Annotated in this window: 19 protein-coding genes; 9 read left to right on the plus strand and 10 right to left on the minus strand. The window is 60.7% G+C overall.

The genetic code is table 11. The features are described from left to right. Nucleotides 1–11: 11 nt before the first annotated feature. The 5 genes from BLU46_RS03850 to BLU46_RS03870 all read right to left on the minus strand — a co-directional run bounded on the left by BLU46_RS03850 (nt 12) and on the right by BLU46_RS03870 (nt 5,742). Nucleotides 12–806: a hypothetical protein gene (locus BLU46_RS03850; protein ID WP_093198772.1), complete on the minus strand. Its 795-nt coding sequence runs from the start codon at nt 804–806 to the stop codon at nt 12–14. Beyond that, nucleotides 799–1,641, minus strand: a complete 843-nt coding sequence (locus BLU46_RS03855) for a DUF4123 domain-containing protein (RefSeq protein ID WP_093198777.1) — start codon at nt 1,639–1,641, stop codon at nt 799–801. Before BLU46_RS03855 ends, BLU46_RS03850 begins: the two co-directional genes overlap by 8 nt. Further along, nucleotides 1,641–3,683, minus strand: a complete 2,043-nt coding sequence (gene tssI, locus BLU46_RS03860) for a type VI secretion system tip protein TssI/VgrG (RefSeq protein ID WP_093198780.1) — start codon at nt 3,681–3,683, stop codon at nt 1,641–1,643. Before tssI ends, BLU46_RS03855 begins: the two co-directional genes overlap by 1 nt. 311 nt (nt 3,684–3,994) lie before the next feature. Further along, nucleotides 3,995–4,984: a diaminopimelate epimerase gene (locus BLU46_RS03865; protein ID WP_093198785.1), complete on the minus strand. Its 990-nt coding sequence runs from the start codon at nt 4,982–4,984 to the stop codon at nt 3,995–3,997. Next, nucleotides 4,981–5,742 (minus strand): FadR/GntR family transcriptional regulator, encoded by a 762-nt coding sequence (locus BLU46_RS03870; protein WP_093198791.1) that lies wholly within the window; start codon nt 5,740–5,742, stop codon nt 4,981–4,983. Before BLU46_RS03870 ends, BLU46_RS03865 begins: the two co-directional genes overlap by 4 nt. A 234-nt stretch (nt 5,743–5,976) precedes the next feature. Here BLU46_RS03870 and BLU46_RS03875 point away from each other — a divergent pair, with 234 nt between their 5' ends. Genes BLU46_RS03875 through BLU46_RS03905 form a run of 7 tightly spaced genes read left to right on the plus strand, consistent with a single transcriptional unit; the run spans nt 5,977 to nt 12,174 of the window. Further along, a complete protein-coding gene (locus BLU46_RS03875) occupies nt 5,977–6,717 on the plus strand; it encodes an SDR family oxidoreductase (RefSeq protein WP_093198796.1) in 741 nt (246 codons plus the stop codon). A 28-nt stretch (nt 6,718–6,745) separates the two neighbouring features. Next, nucleotides 6,746–7,591: an ureidoglycolate lyase gene (locus BLU46_RS03880; RefSeq protein WP_093198807.1), complete on the plus strand. Its 846-nt coding sequence runs from the start codon at nt 6,746–6,748 to the stop codon at nt 7,589–7,591. A 20-nt stretch (nt 7,592–7,611) separates the two neighbouring features. After that, entirely contained in the window at nt 7,612–8,889 is a 1,278-nt protein-coding gene (locus tag BLU46_RS03885; RefSeq protein ID WP_093198811.1) for an L-fuconate dehydratase, read from the plus strand. Nucleotides 8,890–8,927: 38 nt separating this feature from the next. Next, entirely contained in the window at nt 8,928–9,773 is an 846-nt protein-coding gene (locus tag BLU46_RS03890; protein WP_093198816.1) for an amidohydrolase family protein, read from the plus strand. Nucleotides 9,774–9,784: 11 nt separating this feature from the next. Further along, nucleotides 9,785–10,558 (plus strand): L-fucose dehydrogenase, encoded by a 774-nt coding sequence (locus BLU46_RS03895; RefSeq protein ID WP_063031471.1) that lies wholly within the window; start codon nt 9,785–9,787, stop codon nt 10,556–10,558. After that, nucleotides 10,555–10,902, plus strand: a complete 348-nt coding sequence (locus BLU46_RS03900) for an L-rhamnose mutarotase (protein WP_063031473.1) — start codon at nt 10,555–10,557, stop codon at nt 10,900–10,902. Before BLU46_RS03895 ends, BLU46_RS03900 begins: the two co-directional genes overlap by 4 nt. Before the next feature lie 51 nt (nt 10,903–10,953). After that, on the plus strand, nt 10,954–12,174 hold the full coding sequence (locus BLU46_RS03905; RefSeq protein ID WP_093198820.1) for a sugar MFS transporter: 1,221 nt from the start codon (nt 10,954–10,956) through the stop codon (nt 12,172–12,174). On the opposite strand, the gene BLU46_RS03910 is transcribed toward BLU46_RS03905, so the two are convergent. Then, on the minus strand, nt 12,116–12,937 hold the full coding sequence (locus tag BLU46_RS03910) for an AraC family transcriptional regulator (protein WP_093198823.1): 822 nt from the start codon (nt 12,935–12,937) through the stop codon (nt 12,116–12,118). The two genes, BLU46_RS03905 and BLU46_RS03910, sit on opposite strands and share 59 nt — an antisense overlap. Before the next feature lie 92 nt (nt 12,938–13,029). Between BLU46_RS03910 and BLU46_RS03915 the strand changes: the two genes are divergently transcribed. Continuing rightward, on the plus strand, nt 13,030–13,275 hold the full coding sequence (locus BLU46_RS03915) for a hypothetical protein (protein WP_063031479.1): 246 nt from the start codon (nt 13,030–13,032) through the stop codon (nt 13,273–13,275). A 277-nt stretch (nt 13,276–13,552) separates the two neighbouring features. Continuing rightward, entirely contained in the window at nt 13,553–14,704 is a 1,152-nt protein-coding gene (locus tag BLU46_RS03920) for an MFS transporter (protein WP_063031481.1), read from the plus strand. Between the two features lie 44 nt (nt 14,705–14,748). Here the strand turns inward: BLU46_RS03920 and BLU46_RS03925 are convergent, their stop codons facing one another. From BLU46_RS03925 to BLU46_RS03935, 4 genes are all read right to left on the minus strand, one after another. Beyond that, entirely contained in the window at nt 14,749–15,363 is a 615-nt protein-coding gene (locus tag BLU46_RS03925; protein WP_093198825.1) for a type III secretion effector protein, read from the minus strand. After that, nucleotides 15,353–15,694, minus strand: a complete 342-nt coding sequence (locus BLU46_RS32760) for a hypothetical protein (protein WP_157721261.1) — start codon at nt 15,692–15,694, stop codon at nt 15,353–15,355. Before BLU46_RS32760 ends, BLU46_RS03925 begins: the two co-directional genes overlap by 11 nt. A 160-nt stretch (nt 15,695–15,854) precedes the next feature. Next, on the minus strand, nt 15,855–16,061 hold the full coding sequence (locus BLU46_RS03930) for a hypothetical protein (RefSeq protein WP_063034008.1): 207 nt from the start codon (nt 16,059–16,061) through the stop codon (nt 15,855–15,857). Nucleotides 16,062–16,278: 217 nt separating this feature from the next. After that, nucleotides 16,279–16,809 carry a hypothetical protein gene (locus BLU46_RS03935; protein ID WP_231988892.1) on the minus strand — a complete coding sequence of 177 codons (531 nt, stop codon included), beginning with the start codon at nt 16,807–16,809 and terminating at the stop codon, nt 16,279–16,281. Nucleotides 16,810–17,239 lie beyond the last annotated feature (430 nt).

Consider the following 17,239-nt stretch of genomic DNA (forward strand, 5'->3'; position numbering starts at 1 on the left):
GCTGAATATCCTTATTCAGTGCAGGTTGGGTAGATCATGCATTCGCGGCCGTCGGGCATTTTAAAAGGTTTAAAATCAGCGGTATTTCCCCGGCAAAAGGCAAATTGATCTTCCTGACTTTTCCCAAAGCAACGCTTCCACCCGTTGGGGAACCGAACCCAGTTATCACCCATGTAAGGTCTCTCTTCGCGCATTAACTCCAATACGATGCGGACGTTTTTTCCATTTAACTGGTCTCGCTGCAAAACTCCACCCGCACGCGCTTTGAGTAGCCGCCCTCCACCGTCCAATGAATTGCACTTCAGGATTTTTCTTATTGCATGCAGCGGACCTACCGTCCGGAACAACCACTGACACCGCCCCCGCAACTCCTGAACACCCGACTCAGGCATCCCGCCCCTACCTTCTTCCAACCGATCCAACACATTCACGAACGCAAAATCTCCCCCAACATCCGCCGACCGCTCTCCCCACTTCGCATACATATCAAACGTAATACTGCGCAACACCAACGGGCACCCATCCACCACCTCCGTCAGCGGTACTTCAAAGCTCACCCGATTGGCGACCGGCTTCCCAAGGGTGTCAAAAACCTTGTCCTCCGGCTGCTTGCCCCGGCGCTTGGGTAAGGTGCAGATCTCACCTGTTGCCGGTCGATAAGCCGCATCACTCTTGAAGCGAAAATTCGCCGGCAGGTCGACTTCCAGTGTGAAACTATCCACTGGTTTCATCGCACAACCGGAAGCCGTCAGCACGCTGCAAACGAATACCCCTCGCCACACGTTCAACATAAATCCTCTACGCATCCTGCTGCTCCCGCTCCACCCGACGCCACTCCCCAACCACCCGCTGAAAATGATCCTCAGCCACTTCCCCCCGCATCGGCTGCCATCGAATAAGCACGTCCCCAGTGGCTTCCACCAACCGCCGCACGACCAAAAACTCCAGCTGTTCCGGTCTCTCCCATTGCCAAGCCCGCGCTTGCTCCAGCACCTGTTCCAACCAGATTCTCGGGTTCTGAAATTCAGCCAGTTGACTGAGCGCCTCGCTGTACTCAGCCAGCAGATAACGCAGGATATTGGCCTGCAGAATCGCGCCCGCCTGTGGGTTCGGCACCTCCAGCCACGGCGCAGGATCGGGTACCGGATACGCCCCAGGAGCCGGGTTATCGACACAGCACCAACGCTCACCCTGCCAATAACACACGCTGATCAGCGGCCCGAGAAAAACAGGCCAGTCCCGAGCAGGCAGGTGAACCAAGGCCCGCGCCAAGGTGCGGTTATCGTGGAAGCGGTACAGCGCCTGACTGCCCGCCGACCCCACCACCAACCTGTCGCGCCAGTGCCTGGTAACACCCGATAAATCATCACCAGGCAGGCTGCCCAACCATCCCCAGTTACGCTGAGGGTTTTGCAACAAACCCACCAATCCGGGTTCGTTGACATGGTCGAGCAAAAGGAGCATCGGTCCATCCGCCGCCATTTCCGATGCGACGGTTTCACCATAGAGGCTGCGATACTCAGGGACCGTGCGTGTCGCCAGCAGTACCCCACGCGCATCGCTTTCACCCTGTAGAACCAGGCACAGCCGGCGCCCTGCCTGCTGCTGTTCAGCCATCCACTGGCCAGGCGCGTTCTCCATCAAGCCGCCCTCCCGGTGGATTCGCACAGGCCTTCACGGCAGCGCTCGCACACTGGACAGAAGTCCGCATCCAGTCTTCCGGCCAGCTCCATGACTGCGCCTTGGATAACCGAAACCTTCGGCCCATCCGCTGCAAATGCGGACGAAGCAGCCACGTCACCCGGTCCAACTGGGCTGGCAGTTCGAGTCCCGGCAGGCACACCGCCCAACGTGATCGGCCGACTGCTGAAAATCCCTCCGGCCTGAATCAGCAAATGCTCACCACCGGCCTTGAAGCTCAACTGCGCACCGGCATCGATAACCAGGTTGGCACCGGCCTTCAGATGGACCTGTTGCCCCGCTTCGATCACCAAGGTCTGGCCGACATGGGTCTGGCTGTTGCCCTGCACGTGCAAGTGATCATCAGCCCCAAGCCGAACCTTGCGGTCGCCGGCGATGCTGCGATGCTCCTCGTCTCCCAAGGTGGTCGTACTCAAGCCGTGGATGGTTTCCCGACGTTCGCCCACGACTTCCAGCCGACTGTCGCGGCCGACCTGCTGCTCCAGGTCGCGTTGGGCGCGCAGGTAGATGAGCTCCTGGCCGCTACGGTCCTCGAGGTGCAGCTCGTTGGCCCCCGCCCCGCCCGGCGAACTGCGGCTGCGCAGAACGCTACGGGTCTTGTGTTGCGGCAATGGATACGCAACCGGTTGCAACGTGTTAGGCAGGCAACCATTGATCACTGGCCGGTCCGGGTCGCCCTCCAGGAACGTCACCAAGACCTCCATGCCCACGCGCGGGATCATCACCGCGCCAAAGCTGTCGCCCGCCCAACCGGTTGCCACCCGCACCCAACAGCTGCTCTTGTCGTCGTTCTTGTCCAGGCGGTCCCAGTGAAAGCGAATTTTTACCCGCCCGTGTGCGTCGCAATGCACGTCCTCACCCACGGGGCCGGTGACCGTTGCGGTCTGACAGCCGCTGATACGCGGTTTGGGGTGCGTGATCGGTGGGCGGTAAGCGGCGCGCCAAGGCGTGGCGGTAAATCGATTGCGATAGCCTTGGAATGCCTCGACATCCACCACCCCCTCCTCCAGCACCTGCGGTTGATAGCCTTCGTGGCGCACGCTGGTGATCAACCACAAGTCATTGCAGGAGAGGTCCGGGTGGTCGCGCAGCTCCAGGAAATGCCCACTGCGCAAAGCTGGCTGATCACTGCGACCCAACGCCCGATGACGGTCCCGCTGATGACGTTCCAGGCTCCGTCGGGCCACCTGCGAACCTCGCAGGTGGCCCGTAAACCCCGCTGGATATTGATAGTCCTCAAGTGCAGGGGAAGATCCGGCTTGCTCCTGCAGACGCAATGACGGATGTTCAAAGTCATAGTCACGCCGGACAACCTGAGTGCTGCGCGTGGCCAGGTGCACATCAAAACGCTGGATCACCAATACTTCGGCAGCTGGGCCGCCGGCCGCACAATAGTGCTGCACCGGCAAACGACGGAACACCGTCTGATCATCACCAAACACCAGTACATGGCCGTCCAGACTGTGGCGAAAGTGGTAGTGGATGCCCTCTTCCTCGCACAGCCGCTGGATAAAATGCAGATCGGTTTCCGCGTATTGCACACAGAACGTATGTGGCAGGTACACCACCGGCCCCAATTCAAAGGTATAGGCATCGGCGAAAATACCGTGCTGCTCAAGCACCGCCGCGATGATCTGCGGCACGCTGCGCTGCTGGAAAATCCGCTGGTCGCAACGATGGGCCAGATAGGCCAGACGCGGAGCAAGGGTCAGGTGGTAGCGGGTCAGCCGCCGGCCCGGGTCTTCCCGGCCAATGGCATAGATCTGCCCGTGAAGGCCTTCACCCGGTTCACCAAAATCCAGATAGGCCGGTTGATGAAGCAGCTTCTCCAGATCAAGGCCGGGGTTTTCACTGACCCACTGCACTTCAATGAAAAAAGGCTGATCGATACTTTCGCTGCCTTTAAACGCCAGTACCTGAAGTTCCTGTTTTATTCCTGCGACGATCAGTTTGAAGCGTGACGAAACAAGCGTGTTGAACATCCGTTGTTACCCGCCATTCATTGTCGAGCTGAAATGGCCCCTTCACAAAACGCAGAAAAAGCCACTCAGTTCGAAGCCGATAAAAAGTGCCTGAACCCCATGAATACTAGCGATTTCAGGCGAAATTCGGCCGCTTCAAAATAAAAAAGAAGATTCGTACATCGATATTGGAAGGGTCTTTTATCAATTACAGAAATGCAGTTAAACAGCCAGTACTCACTAACAGGAATACTCTTACGCCGCCATTCACCAAGACCGCTTATTTATAGAGAAGCGGCTGACAAAGATAATTAAGCCAGCCACATCCTTTTTCAAACTTCCTGCAGCCGCGCAGTCCCGAACAGGCTAACGCTCAGCAACTCACCCGCCCCTGCTTGCAACCGCACGGGCGCCGTACCGCCCGGCATCACCACTGCCACCTCGCCCGCCGTCACCCATCCTACAGACCACGCGGCGCATGCCACGGCACTGGCGCTGGTCCCGGAGGACGGCGTCGGTCCCTCACCACGCTCAAACACCCGTGCGATCACGCGGTTGCCTGAATCCCGGGCGACCCATTGCAGATTGACCCCGGAAATACAAGGCTGGCCCGCCCCGGCAGGTGGTGCAAAAGCAATGGCCCTCAGCGGATCGAACAACACTGGTCGATGCATCTGCGCGTTGTCCGGCAACACTGACGCGTCCTGTACCAGCGTCACACAGTGAGGATTGCCCACACGCACAAACTGGCTGTGATTCCACTCAGGGTTGAGCGCAGCCAGTGGCAAAACCTGGCTCACCTCGGTTCCCTCAAGCGAGACGACTGCCACACCAACCGCCGCAACCGCCAAAGGCCCGAATTCGGGACGCCCCAGCGCCAGCCAGAAGCCCTGCACCTGTTCATACTCCGCAGGCTCAACCCGCGTAACCACTGGAGACAGTGCATCCGTCTTGTCGTGATGCACCCGCAGGTCACAGCCCTGCGCCATCAATCCCTGATCGGTCAACGACTGCGCAAAAATCGTCAGGCCATTGCCACTGCGTTCCGCCAGGGAGCCATCCGTGTTGACGATCAACAGGTCAAAGGGCGGCGCTGCCTGAAACGGCCCCACCAACAAACCGTCACAACGATGCGCCTTGGCCTCTGCCGGGCGCGGCAACTCACCCCAACCGCACTCCGCAGCAATGGCCGCCAATGCCCAGGCACCCCGGGTGCCAGCGGCCAAGTCGGCACGGTCCGGCACTTCGATACCCTTGCTGCGTAACTGCGCCGGGCTTACCACCCCGTAGATATTTCCGCGGGCTTCGTAGAACACGGTCATTGCGCAGTCCGCATAAAGATCCGTACCACCTCTTCCAGGTGCTTGCGCATGGCCTGTCGTGCACCTTCCGCATCTCGTTGTTCCAGTGCATCAAGGATCTTGCGGTGCTCGTCTTCCGAGCGATGGGGCATGTCGTCCGAGGTGTAATGCGCCTGTAACCGCTGGAACATGCTGCCGTACCGATGCCCGAGCAGGTGCGCAATCATCAGCGCATAGGCCGGATTGCCCGAGGCCTGGGCGATGCGGATGTGAAACAGGCGATCGCCCGGGTGGGTATGGGAGCCTTCGCGGTTGTCCTGCACGTTACGCTCGAACGCCTCGCGGATACCCGCGAGTTCCTCGTCAGTGGCGTGTTTGGCTGCCAGGGCGGCGGCCTCCGGCTCAATCAGGCGCCGGGCCTGGAGCAGGGAAAACGGCGGAATCTCAGCGTTGAAATCGACGTGCAGGTTGAGTTCCGGATCGAACTCTTTCCATTGATCCCGGGTAGCCTGGGCCATTACCGGTTCCTGGCTGACTTTCGGTAGCACCGGTTCACACACCAGCACGCCGTTACCCACTCGCACGTCCACCAGCCCGATCACCTCCAGGGCAATCATCGCTTCGCGAACGGAGGCGCGACTCACGCCCAGCAGTTTGGCCAGCTCGCGTTCAGCCGGCAGACGGCTGCCCGGCGGAAATTCTCCGCTGTCGATCAACGCCCGCAACTGGTCGGCAATCTGTCGATAAAGACGTTGGTTATCAATCACTTGAAATGGCATCTAGGCTCAGCTCGATTCATGCACGGCACGGTCCCGGTGATCAACCCGCGAAAAAGCCGCTTGTTGACCGGGAAGACCCATGCTAAAAATTGGATCAATGGCCTGACCATTGGATCGTTTCCAGTGTGCTGATCATAGCAAACCCACCACAGTTCGCTATGCCGCAGATGCAGGCGTTTCACGCCCTCAATGGCCTGACCATTGAGCCAATAATAACAATCAAGGGAGTCTGTCATGGACCTCACCGGTAAACGCGTGCTGATCACCGCCGCCGCCCAGGGCATTGGCCGCGCCAGTGTCGAAGCCTATCTGGCGGCCGGCGCCGAGGTGATTGCAGCCGACATCAATCAACAGGCGCTCGTTGACTTGTCGGGTGCGCAAACGGTCTTGCTGGACGTCACCGACGCCAGCGCCATCCAACGCCTTGCAGACGAAATCGGCCCGCTCGACGTGCTGTTCAACTGCGCAGGCGTGGTGCACGCCGGCAATATCCTCGAATGCCCGGAAAGCGACTGGACGTTTGCCCTGGACCTGAACGTCACCGCCATGTATCGCATGATCCGTGCATTTCTGCCGGGGATGCTGGCGGCGGGCGGCGGTTCGATCATCAATATGTCTTCGGTGGCCTCCAGCCTCAAGGGCGTGCCCAACCGCTTTGCCTACTGCGCCAGCAAGGCCGCCGTCATCGGCCTGACCAAATCCGTCGCGGCCGATTTCGTCACCCAACGCATCCGCTGCAACGCCATTTGCCCCGGCACCGTAGAGTCGCCTTCGCTGCAGCAACGCATCATCGAACAAGCCCGCCATGAAGGTCGCCAGCAGGATGAGGTGTACGCCGCCTTCACCGCCCGCCAGCCGATGGGCCGCTTGGGCACGCCCCAGGAAATCGCCCAGTTGGCGCTGTACCTTGGCTCCGATGCCAGCGCCTTTACCACCGGCACCACCCAGATCATTGACGGCGGCTGGAGCAACTGACCGCCCAACTCCAATAAGAGGATTGCTCATGAAATTGCTGCGCTATGGTGAAAAAGGTCAGGAACGTCCGGCCTTGCTGGACGCTGATGGACGTCTGCGTGATTTGTCCGCTCACATCAGCGATGTCGCCGGTGACGCCCTGCTCCCGCAAAACCTCGCTCGCCTGCAAGAACTCGACCCCGCGAGCCTGCCTCTGGTGCCGGGCAATCCGCGTTTGGGCGCCTGTGTCGGCCAGGTAGGAAAATTCATCTGCATCGGCCTGAACTACGCCGACCACGCCGCTGAAACCGGCGCCCCCATCCCTGACGAACCGATCATCTTCAACAAATGGACCAGCGCCATCGTCGGCCCCAACGACAACGTCGAAATCCCCCGCCACTCCACCAAGACCGACTGGGAAGTCGAGTTGGGGGTGGTGATCGGCCAGGGCGGTCGTTACATCGACGAAAGCCAGGCCATGCAGCACGTGGCCGGCTACTGCGTGATCAACGACGTCTCCGAACGCGAATTCCAGCTGGAACGCGGCGGCACCTGGGACAAGGGCAAAGGCTGCGACACCTTCGGCCCGCTGGGCCCGTGGCTGGTCAGCCGCGATGAAATCGCCGACCCGCACCAACTGTCGATCTGGCTGGAAGTCGACGGCCATCGCTACCAGAACGGCAACACCCGCACGATGATTTTCCAGATCCCCAAACTGATCAGCTACCTCAGCCAGTTCATGAGCCTGCAACCGGGGGATGTGATTTCCACCGGCACCCCGCCCGGTGTCGGCCTGGGGATCAAGCCCACGCCGGTCTACCTCAAGCCAGGGCAAAAGATTCGCCTGGGCATCGAAGGCCTTGGCGAACAGAACCAGACCACGGTCGACGCCTGACAAGAACCAAGGAGCCGTTCATGACCACCATTACCGCGATTCGCGTCGAAGATATCCGCTTTCCTACGTCCCAGTCCCTGGACGGTTCCGACGCCATGAACCCGGACCCGGACTACTCGGCCGCCTATGTGATTTTGCAGACCGACAACCCGGCCCTTGAAGGCCATGGCCTGACCTTCACCATCGGCCGTGGCAACGAGATTTGCTGCGCGGCGATCCAGGCCATGCAGCCGCTGTTGATAGGCTTGACCCTGCAATGGATCGCCGAAGACATGGGCCGTTTCTGGCGGCATGTCACCAGCGACAGCCAGTTGCGCTGGATCGGCCCGGACAAGGGCGCCATCCACCTGGCCACCGGCGCGATCGTCAACGCCGCGTGGGATTTGTGGGCCAAGGCCGAAGGAAAACCCCTATGGCGCCTGGTGGCCGACATGAGCCCGGAACAGTTGGTGCGGTGCATCGACTTCCGCTACATCACCGACTGCATCACCTCCAGCGAAGCCCTGGCCTTGCTGCGCCAACGCGCCGAAGGCAAGGCTGAACGCATGGCCGACCTGCAAGCCAATGGCTACCCCTGCTACACCACCTCCGCCGGCTGGCTCGGTTATGGCGACGAAAAGCTGCGCAGGCTGTGCCAGGAAGCGGTGGATGCCGGGTTCAACCACGTCAAGCTCAAGGTCGGCCATGACTTGCAGGACGACCTGCGCCGCGTGCGCATCGCCCGCGAAGTGCTGGGGCCGGACCGCCAACTGATGATCGACGCCAACCAGGTGTGGGAAGTCGACACCGCCATTGATTGGGTGCGCGAATTGGCGTTTGCCAAGCCGTGGTTTATCGAGGAGCCCACCAGCCCCGACGATATCGAAGGCCATCGCAAGATTCGCCTGGGTGTGGCGCCGGTCAAGGTCGCCACCGGTGAGATGTGCCAGAACCGGATCATGTTCAAACAGTTGATCATGCGCGAAGCCATCGATGTGGTGCAGATTGACGCCTGCCGCCTGGGCGGGGTGAACGAGGTGCTGGCAGTGATGCTGATGGCGGCCAAATATGGCCTGCCGGTTTGCCCGCACGCTGGCGGCGTTGGGCTTTGCGAGTACGTGCAGCATTTGTCGATGATCGATTACCTGTGCATCGCCGGCACCCACGACGGCCGGGTGATCGAGTATGTCGACCACTTGCATGAGCATTTCGAGGAGCCTTGCGTGGTGCGCGGCGCGGCCTATATGCCGCCCAAGGCGCCAGGGTTCTCGATCCAGATGAAAGCCGCGTCCCGGGAGCAATATCGCCACCGGCCGTGACCTGAAGCACACCTTCGATTGGACGGAGCACAATAATAATGTCGTCCCCATCACCTCTGAGGCTCGATGCGCACCAGCATTTCTGGCGCTACCGGGCCGCTGATTATCCGTGGATCGGTGCGTCTGAGGCTGACCTGCGGCGGGACTTTCTCCCACAGGATTTGCGGCCGCTGCTCGACGCTGCCGGCCTGGATGGCTGCATTGCCGTGCAGGCCCGCGCGGGTGAGCAGGAAACCGACGCGTTGCTGGAAATGGCGCGCCAGCACCCGTGGATACTCGGCGTCGTCGGCTGGGTCGACCTGTGCGACCCAGCCCTGGAATATCACCTGGAACAGTGGCGCGACGCTCCGAGACTCAAGGGCTTTCGGCATCAGATTCAGGACGAACCCACGCCTGCCAGTTTCATGGCTGACCCGGGATTCTCCCGTGGCCTGCACCACCTGCAGCAACAAGGCTACGTCTATGAGGTGTTGATCCGCTGCGCCGACCTCGACGCCGCCACCGCCCTGTGCCAACGCCACGACCAGTATCATCTGGTGCTGGATCACCTGGGCAAGCCCGACATCGCCAACGGCCCGGCCGGTTGGGCAGAACACCTGGCGCCGCTCGCCGCCCTGCCCCACGTCAGTTGCAAGTTGTCGGGCCTGCTCACCGAAGCCGGGCCCGACCAGCGCAACGCTCGTGCCTTGCGCCCTTACATCGAACTGGCACTGGAACTGTTCGGCGCCGAGCGCTTGATGTTCGGCTCGGACTGGCCGGTGTGCCTGCTGGCTGGAGAATACCAGAGCACCTGCCAATTGCTGCAACAGACCCTCGGCCAGCTGTCGCCCAATGAACAGCAGGCCATCTGGGGCGGCACCGCTCAGCGGGTCTATCACCTTTAAGGAAACTGCCCATGAATCTGCATTTGCAGGACCGCGTGATCATCGTCACCGGCGGTGGCTCGGGGATCGGCGCCGCCATCTCCCTGGGACTGATTGCCGAAGGCGCGATCCCGGTGATTTTCGGTCATCAACCGTTGTCGCCAGCCTTCGCGGCCGAGCTGGAACAGCAAGGCCAAAGCCACTTCATCCGCGTCGAGTTGCGTGATGAAGACGCCTGCCGCGCGGCCGTCAACGAAGTGTTGCAACGCTTCGGGCGCATCGACGGCCTGGTGAACAATGCCGGGGTCAACGACGGTGTGGGGCTGGACGCCGGGCGTGCCGCCTTCGTCGAGTCCCTGGAAAAGAACCTGATTCACTACTACCTCATGACCCACCTGTGCCTCGACGCCCTCAAGGCCAGTCGCGGGGCGATCGTGAATATCAGCTCCAAGACGGCCCTCACCGGCCAGGGTGGCACCAGCGGTTATACCGCCGCCAAAGGTGCGCAGCTGTCGCTGACCCGGGAATGGGCGGCGTCCTTGCTGGAGTTCGGCATCCGGGTCAATGCGGTGGTGCCTGCCGAGGTGCTGACACCGTTGTACCAACGCTGGATCGATGGCTTCGACAACCCCGAAGCCAAGCTCGCCGCCATCGTCGAAAAAATCCCCTTGGGCAAACGGATGACCACCCCCGAGGAAATTGCCGACAGCGTGTTGTTCCTGCTCTCACCTCGCGCGTCTCACACCACTGGGCAATGGCTGGTGGTGGACGGTGGCTACACCCATTTGGACCGGGCGCTGACATGAGCGGCCAACGTTACTGCCTGGCGCTGGACCTGGTCGACGACGAGGCATTGATCGTCGAGTACCAGCAGTTGCATCAACGCATCTGGCCCGCCGTGGCCGAACATCTGCGCAGCCAGCACATCGTGGAGATGCAGATCTGGCGCCTGGGCACACGGCTGTTCATGGTCATGGACACTGCGGCCGGGTTCAGCTTCGACGGGTTGGACCACGCCGCACGCGCCAACCCTGAAGTGCAAGCCTGGGAAACCCTGATGTGGCGTTTCCAGGTGCCCACGCCGTGGACTGACCCTGGCGGCAAATGGCAGTCGCTGACGCAGATTTTCAGCCTCACCAATCAACCGTAGTACCCGCTGCATCGCACGCCTTGATCCCATAAAAACAACAGGAGAAGCGTCATGTTAAGCAAAGACACACACCTGGCAGGTACCCGCGCCGTGCCGACCTATCGCTGGGCGCTGATGCTGGTGACCAGTCTGTTCTTCCTCTGGGGCTTGTCCTACGGTTTGCTGGACGTCCTGAACAAGCATTTCCAGGAAGTCCTGCACGTCAGCAAGGCCCAGTCCGGGCTGTTGCAAGGTGCATATTTCGGCGCGTACTTCTTGATCGCCCTGCCGGCGGGGCTGCTGATGGACCGTCACGGCTACAAAGCCGGGATCCTGTTGGGCTTGTGCCTGTATGCAGCAGGCGCCTTGCTGTTCATGCCGGCGGCGGCTGCAGCAAGTTTTCCGTTTTTCCTGTTCGCGCTGTTCGTCATTGCCTGCGGCCTGGGCTGCCTGGAGACTGCCGCCAACCCTTATGCCACGGTGCTGGGCGAACCCCAGGGCGCCGAGCGGCGGTTGAACCTGGCGCAATCCTTCAACGGCCTTGGCCAGTTCTTCGGCCCGCTGATTGGCGGCGCGATGTTCTTCAGCACCGGCAGTACGCCGGTCTCGGACATGAGTTCGCTGCAAACCACCTATGTGGTGATCGCGGTTCTGGTGTTGCTGGTGGCGCTGTTGATCGCCCGCACACCGCTGCCGGATCTGCGCGCCCAGGAGCAAGCACTGCAACCGGTGGCCGGCAAGGGGCTGTGGCAGTATCCGGAGTTCGTTGGTGGGGTGATCACGCAGTTTTTCTACGTGGCGGCCCAGGTCGGAGTCGGCGCATTTTTCATCAACTACGTCACCGAGCATTGGGCACAGATGGGCAGCCAGCACGCAGCCTACCTGCTATCGATCGCGATGCTGGCTTTCATGTTCGGGCGCTTTTTCAGCACCTGGTTGATGGGACGGGTCAGCGCGCAAAAGCTGCTGCTGATCTATGCGCTGATCAATATCGCGTTGTGTGCGCTGGTGGTGATTGGCCTGGAAGGCATCTCGGTGATCGCGTTGATTGCAGTGTTCTTCTTCATGTCGATCATGTTCCCGACGCTGTTTGCCATGGGCGTGAAAAACCTCGGGCCGCACACCAAGCGCGGCAGTTCGTTCATGATCATGGCGATTGTCGGCGGCGCGTTGATGCCGTACTTGATGGGCAAGGTGGCGGATAACAGCACGGTGGCGCTGGCTTATTTGTTGCCTATGGGCTGTTTCGTGGTTGTGGCGGTGTATGCCCGTAGTCGGTTGCGCCATCCATGAAGTATCGCCCCGGCGTCGTCCCAAACGTGCGCCGGAACATGGCAATAAAGGCACTGACGTTTTCATAACCCAAGTCCAGCGCAACCCGGGTGACCGGTACGTGCGCCGCCAGTAACTCCAAGGCGCGCAACAACCGCGCACGCTGACGCCATTGGCTGAAGGTGAACCCGGTCTCGGCGACAAACCGCCGGGCCAGTGTACGCGGGGATACGCTGGCCCACTGTGCCCATTGCTCCAGCAGGCGGTTGTCGCTCGGGTCGTCAGCCAGCGCCTGGGCGATGCGCAACAGCCGCGGGTCCTGGGGCAGCGGCAAGCCAAATGGTTCCTGGGGCAAGCCGGCGATTTCATCAAGGATCACCTGGGCAATTCGCGCCTGTGGCGGCTCCAGCTGCGGCTCGGCCCAGGTTGCCGCGCGCCTGACAGCCTCCAGTAACAAGGCCGACGTGGCGATAACACACGTCTGTTGCGGCAGACCGGCACACGCCTGAGGGTCGACATACACACTCCATCCATCAAACGGCCCGTGGGAACGCAGGGAGTGGGAGCAATCAGGCACGATCCACACCGCGTGAGTGGCCGGCACCACCCAGTGCTGATGCGCCGCCTGTACCGAGAGCAAACCGCGCTGGGCCCCTAGCAGTTGGCCCCGGGCATGCTGATGGGGAGCGGTGGCGCGCTCGACGGGGCTGCTACGCAACGTTGCCACCAGCAAGGGACCGCCGATTGCATTGGCAAGTTGAGGTGAAACGAGGGTGGGCGACATATGGCAGCTTTACTGTATTGAATGACCCGAATAAGGCAGTGTAGCCACATGTACGCGCCTAGACTGTGTATTCATTCATTGAGGACACTGTCATGCGTGCAGAAGACTTGCTTCCCGATCATATCGACCAAGGCCAATTCAATGGCGTGACCGTGCGCAAAGGCACGGTGGGGGCGTTCCTCGCCAACGCCAGAACCTGGTGCAACCCAGCCACCCCGGGCGAACAGCGACTGCTGGCCGAACAGGACATGCTGGAAGCCCTCCCCGCATTGCAAGCCCTGGGTTTGTTTGAGGTGTTGCAGGTGCGGGATGCCGAGTTGGCCCGGCTGCTGAAGTGAGAGGATCGGCCTGGAAGGTGGTAATCCACCGCAAGAATCCCGGGGTTCGCCAGTTCTCGCGGGGATTACGCACCTTCCAGACCACCTCGCACAGCAGACGATCACTCGTCCTACACGCTGATAGTGGTTGGAAAAGCCAATCGCGTTCCATGCTCCTGGAAAAATTGTTAGCGCTGTGTTCAGGCATGTCAAAGGAACCCGGCTCGCTCGATACGGCCTGATGTGCAAGGATGTTGCGCTGCACATCGTTCGTTGAACGCAAAACCAAGGATTTGTCATGACCGCCATCAGCACCCCAGCGCCCGTGGTACCCGGGCGGCTGGAACAAATGTCCACCCGCATCGCGTTTTTTATCGCCGGTTTCGGCATCGCCGCCTGGGCACCGCTGGTGCCTTATGCCAAGGCCCGCGCCCAACTCAATGAGGGCACCCTCGGCCTGTTGCTGCTGTGCCTCGGCGTAGGGTCGATGATCGCAATGCCGGTCGCAGGGGCCCTGGCCTCTCGCTTTGGCATCCGGCGAGTGGCCACCGGCGGGACCATCCTGATCTGCCTTGGCCTGCCGATGCTCGCCACCGTCACCTCGGTTCCGCTGCTGATGGCTGCGCTGTTTGTATTCGGCGCCGGCCTCGGCACGGTGGACTCCACGGTCAACCTGCAAGCGGTGATGGTCGAACGGGCCAGCGGCAAGACCATGATGTCGGGCTTTCACGGGCTGTTCAGCCTGGGCGGAATTGTCGGTGCGGCGGGGGTCAGCGGGTTGCTGGGTTTGGGGTTATCGCCGTTGCAGGCCACCCTCGCCGTGATCGTTGTCATCGCGGTGGCCTTGCTCAAGGCCGGGCCACACTTGCTGCCCTATGGCAGCGAAAGCTCCGGGCCCGCCTTTGCCGTTCCCCACGGGGTGGTGCTGTTTATCGGCTGCCTGTGCTGCATCGTGTTTCTCGCCGAAGGCGCCGTGCTGGACTGGAGCGCAGTATTCTTGAGCGCCGAGCGCGGCCTTGACGAAGCCTATGCAGGCCTTGGCTACGCAGCTTTTGCCTTGACGATGACCGTCGGGCGCCTTACCGGTGACAGGATTGTTCGCCGCCTGGGGGCAACCCGGGTGATCGTGTTCGGTGGTGCTCTTGCTGCGGCCGGTATGTTGCTGGCGACGCTGTTTCCTGCGTGGGAAACCGCCTTGCTGGGGTATGCCCTGGTAGGTGCCGGGTGTTCGAACATCGTACCGGTGCTGTACACCGCCGTCGGCAAGCAGACCGTCATGCCGGAACACATTGCCGTGCCCGCCATCACCACCCTGGGTTACACCGGCATTCTCGCCGGCCCTGCGGTGATTGGCTTTATCGCCCATGGCAGCAGCCTGAGCACGGCCTTTGTGCTGATTGCCGTGCTGCTGATCGGTGTGGCGATCAGTGGGAAAATATTGCGGGTTTGACGGGTAACCCCATAACGCCTCATTCGTTGAGGCGTTACCCGGGCTTATCGGGTTTTATTGTGCTCGAGCCAACGATCAAGGGTTTTGTTACTGAGCCAACCCTCTTGGTGATGGCTGCCAAAAATACGCCGACCCGTGCCGTGGGCGTTTTCCAGGGACTGCAATAGCCCGGGGCGATCCACAATATTCTTCGCCATATACACCTGCTGTTCATCGTATTTTTTTCGCGCCAGCCCCGTGATGGGGTCCAGGACGGGTTCACCCTGGCTGTCGAGTTCGTCCGGGTCCTTGCTCATGGCAACCAGCAACTCGATGTTGACGTAGCCGATGCATTCAAAGAAGCCCTTACGGTCCCGGGACCTGTCACGCAACTCGGTAAACATCGCCTTGAATACCTCGACAAGCTCAGCGTTGCTCTTGGCGTGGAAAGGGTCTGGGCTGAAGGCACTGGGATCGCTGTTGCCGAACACCACACTTTCAGCCTTTGAAAGGCTTTCCCGGGTGATGTAGCCGTCCTGATCGGTAATCGCATCGATCAGGCGCGGGCGCTGGACCAGTGCCTTGGCCAGCAAAATCGCACTGTCGAATTTCTGGTTATCGCCGATTTTTTTGCCGGCGATTCGTTGCAGCGAAGACAGTGTCAGTCCGTCACTTTTCATGGAGTTCTTTCAGCGTGGGAAAACTGACTTTCAGCGCTTTCACCAACTCGCTGTCTGGCAACTGGAGGTTGGGATTCGGTGACCCGGCGCGAGGGGCAACATCGTTTTGAAGCGTACGATGATGCGGCACCACCTCATAGGGCCTGGCCGAGCGCAAAGGTGGCCTGTAACCGGAAGACCGAACAGCCGTAGCGCCAGGATGGGCTTGTCGGCCAGCATCACCAGGCTCAATTGAAGCCACCTGAGCGGTACGCCCTCCCTCACCCGCCGTCACATCAAATGGGCCTGTACCACCGGGCTGCAGGTAGCCTGATCCGCGATCAATTCTCATGATTCATCTCCACCAATTTTAGATCCACGCTTGCCTGGACATCACCCCGGTAACGGCCGTATCGCTCGCGCGATTAACAAGCCAAAGGTGTGTGGTGCCCTGCAGGCAATGGTTCCGCCGTAGCGAAGCGTTCCAATGACAACATGTAAAAAGCGAAAAATCAGTGGTCTTTTGGTTCGCTCGGCGAAGCCGGTTTCGTCTCCTGCCAAACGCCTTTGATCGCGCCGACCATCGATCCCATCGCTGCGCAAAACTGGCGTAACACAGAAGCTTCAGCGGCAGGCAACTGCCCATTGGGCAGCATGCCCTTGATGAAGTCGTCGGCAGCCGGAGCCTGAAACTTGTGTTGCCCGGTGAAGTTCTTCACTCGCAGGGCCTCTGCACCCTGCTCGCGATTTATACCCTGCTGCAAAACATCATGACCCGCCGGCGGGTTGGAGGCTGGCGGGGGCCCGGGATGGCGTGACCCAAACGACGTTAACGTCATGTCTAAGCCCTCGCTGGGAAAGTAAAAGCAGCGGATTGATCAGAACAGGTCATCACGCCACGAAGCATACGCAGCGCGATCAAGGCCGTGACGGGGTTTAGCGCGACAACCAGCGCAACGCGTCCTTGTGGATCTTGCCGTCGTGGGGACGACTGCCAGTGTTTTCCATTTGTTGGAGCAAATGGGAACGCTGAGTGACTTCCTTCGCCAGTTGAATGAGTGCATCCGTCCGCGGGCGACCGGTCAGAGGCTTCGCAGCAAGTTGGCGCAGCTCTTTGATTTCTATCGCGGGGTTCCAAAAGCCACTTTTCAAATCGCCAAACCGTTCAAGCATGGCTTGGGCAAGTTCCTTGTCGTCGTGATATTTGAAAGGGTTTGTCGAGTTGATGATCATGGTAATTTTCAACCTGTCGATCAACCCATCCAAGTGCCCCGTGGAACTGTGACGGTCAAGGGCTTCTACCAGTCCCGGCCGTTTCAGGATTTCCCTGGCCGCGCGGATGTCATGGTCGGTGGCGGCGTGACCGGTCAACGGTCTGCTCGCCATGCTTGCCAGGTTTTCCGGCGTGACGTATTGCGCCCCCCGTCCGCCAAAACTATCGAAATTATCCAGCAGATGCTTGGCCAACGCTTCGTTAGTCTTACCTGAATACAGTGGATCCGGCCTGCCGGAAACCGGACCGCAATACCCTGGATTCGGCTTCGGCGGCTTGCCGATACATGGCCGGCACGGCTCTGGATCCGGCATCGGTGGTTTGCCGATGCCTGGCCGGCATGCCCCTGGGTCCGGCTTTAGCGGTTTGCCGATACCGGGGCGGCACGGCTCCGGGTCCGGCATCGGTGGCTTGCCGATACCTGGCCGGCAGGCTCCTGGGTTCGGCTTTGGCGGTTTAACGATACCTGGGCGGCACGGCTCCGGGTCCGGCGTCGGTGGCTTGCCGATACCTGGCCGGCAAGCGCCTGGGTTCGGCTTTGGCGGTTTGACGATACAGGGGCGGCACGGGGGCGCAGTGTGGTTGTGAATTGAGGCAGTGGTCTGATTGGACGCGGATACCGAC

This window comes from Pseudomonas yamanorum (assembly GCF_900105735.1).
Taxonomy (GTDB): Bacteria; Pseudomonadota; Gammaproteobacteria; order Pseudomonadales; family Pseudomonadaceae; genus Aquipseudomonas; species Aquipseudomonas yamanorum.

Coding starts and splice junctions, on each gene's coding strand:
- BLU46_RS03850 (WP_093198772.1), bottom strand. CDS start 806: ATGCGTAGAGGATTTATGTTGAACGTGTGGCGAGGGGTATTCGTTTGC.
- BLU46_RS03855 (WP_093198777.1), bottom strand. CDS start 1,641: ATGGAGAACGCGCCTGGCCAGTGGATGGCTGAACAGCAGCAGGCAGGG.
- tssI (WP_093198780.1), bottom strand. CDS start 3,683: ATGTTCAACACGCTTGTTTCGTCACGCTTCAAACTGATCGTCGCAGGA.
- BLU46_RS03865 (WP_093198785.1), bottom strand. CDS start 4,984: ATGACCGTGTTCTACGAAGCCCGCGGAAATATCTACGGGGTGGTAAGC.
- BLU46_RS03870 (WP_093198791.1), bottom strand. CDS start 5,742: ATGCCATTTCAAGTGATTGATAACCAACGTCTTTATCGACAGATTGCC.
- BLU46_RS03875 (WP_093198796.1), top strand. CDS start 5,977: ATGGACCTCACCGGTAAACGCGTGCTGATCACCGCCGCCGCCCAGGGC.
- BLU46_RS03880 (WP_093198807.1), top strand. CDS start 6,746: ATGAAATTGCTGCGCTATGGTGAAAAAGGTCAGGAACGTCCGGCCTTG.
- BLU46_RS03885 (WP_093198811.1), top strand. CDS start 7,612: ATGACCACCATTACCGCGATTCGCGTCGAAGATATCCGCTTTCCTACG.
- BLU46_RS03890 (WP_093198816.1), top strand. CDS start 8,928: ATGTCGTCCCCATCACCTCTGAGGCTCGATGCGCACCAGCATTTCTGG.
- BLU46_RS03895 (WP_063031471.1), top strand. CDS start 9,785: ATGAATCTGCATTTGCAGGACCGCGTGATCATCGTCACCGGCGGTGGC.
- BLU46_RS03900 (WP_063031473.1), top strand. CDS start 10,555: ATGAGCGGCCAACGTTACTGCCTGGCGCTGGACCTGGTCGACGACGAG.
- BLU46_RS03905 (WP_093198820.1), top strand. CDS start 10,954: ATGTTAAGCAAAGACACACACCTGGCAGGTACCCGCGCCGTGCCGACC.
- BLU46_RS03910 (WP_093198823.1), bottom strand. CDS start 12,937: ATGTCGCCCACCCTCGTTTCACCTCAACTTGCCAATGCAATCGGCGGT.
- BLU46_RS03915 (WP_063031479.1), top strand. CDS start 13,030: ATGCGTGCAGAAGACTTGCTTCCCGATCATATCGACCAAGGCCAATTC.
- BLU46_RS03920 (WP_063031481.1), top strand. CDS start 13,553: ATGACCGCCATCAGCACCCCAGCGCCCGTGGTACCCGGGCGGCTGGAA.
- BLU46_RS03925 (WP_093198825.1), bottom strand. CDS start 15,363: ATGAAAAGTGACGGACTGACACTGTCTTCGCTGCAACGAATCGCCGGC.
- BLU46_RS32760 (WP_157721261.1), bottom strand. CDS start 15,694: ATGAGAATTGATCGCGGATCAGGCTACCTGCAGCCCGGTGGTACAGGC.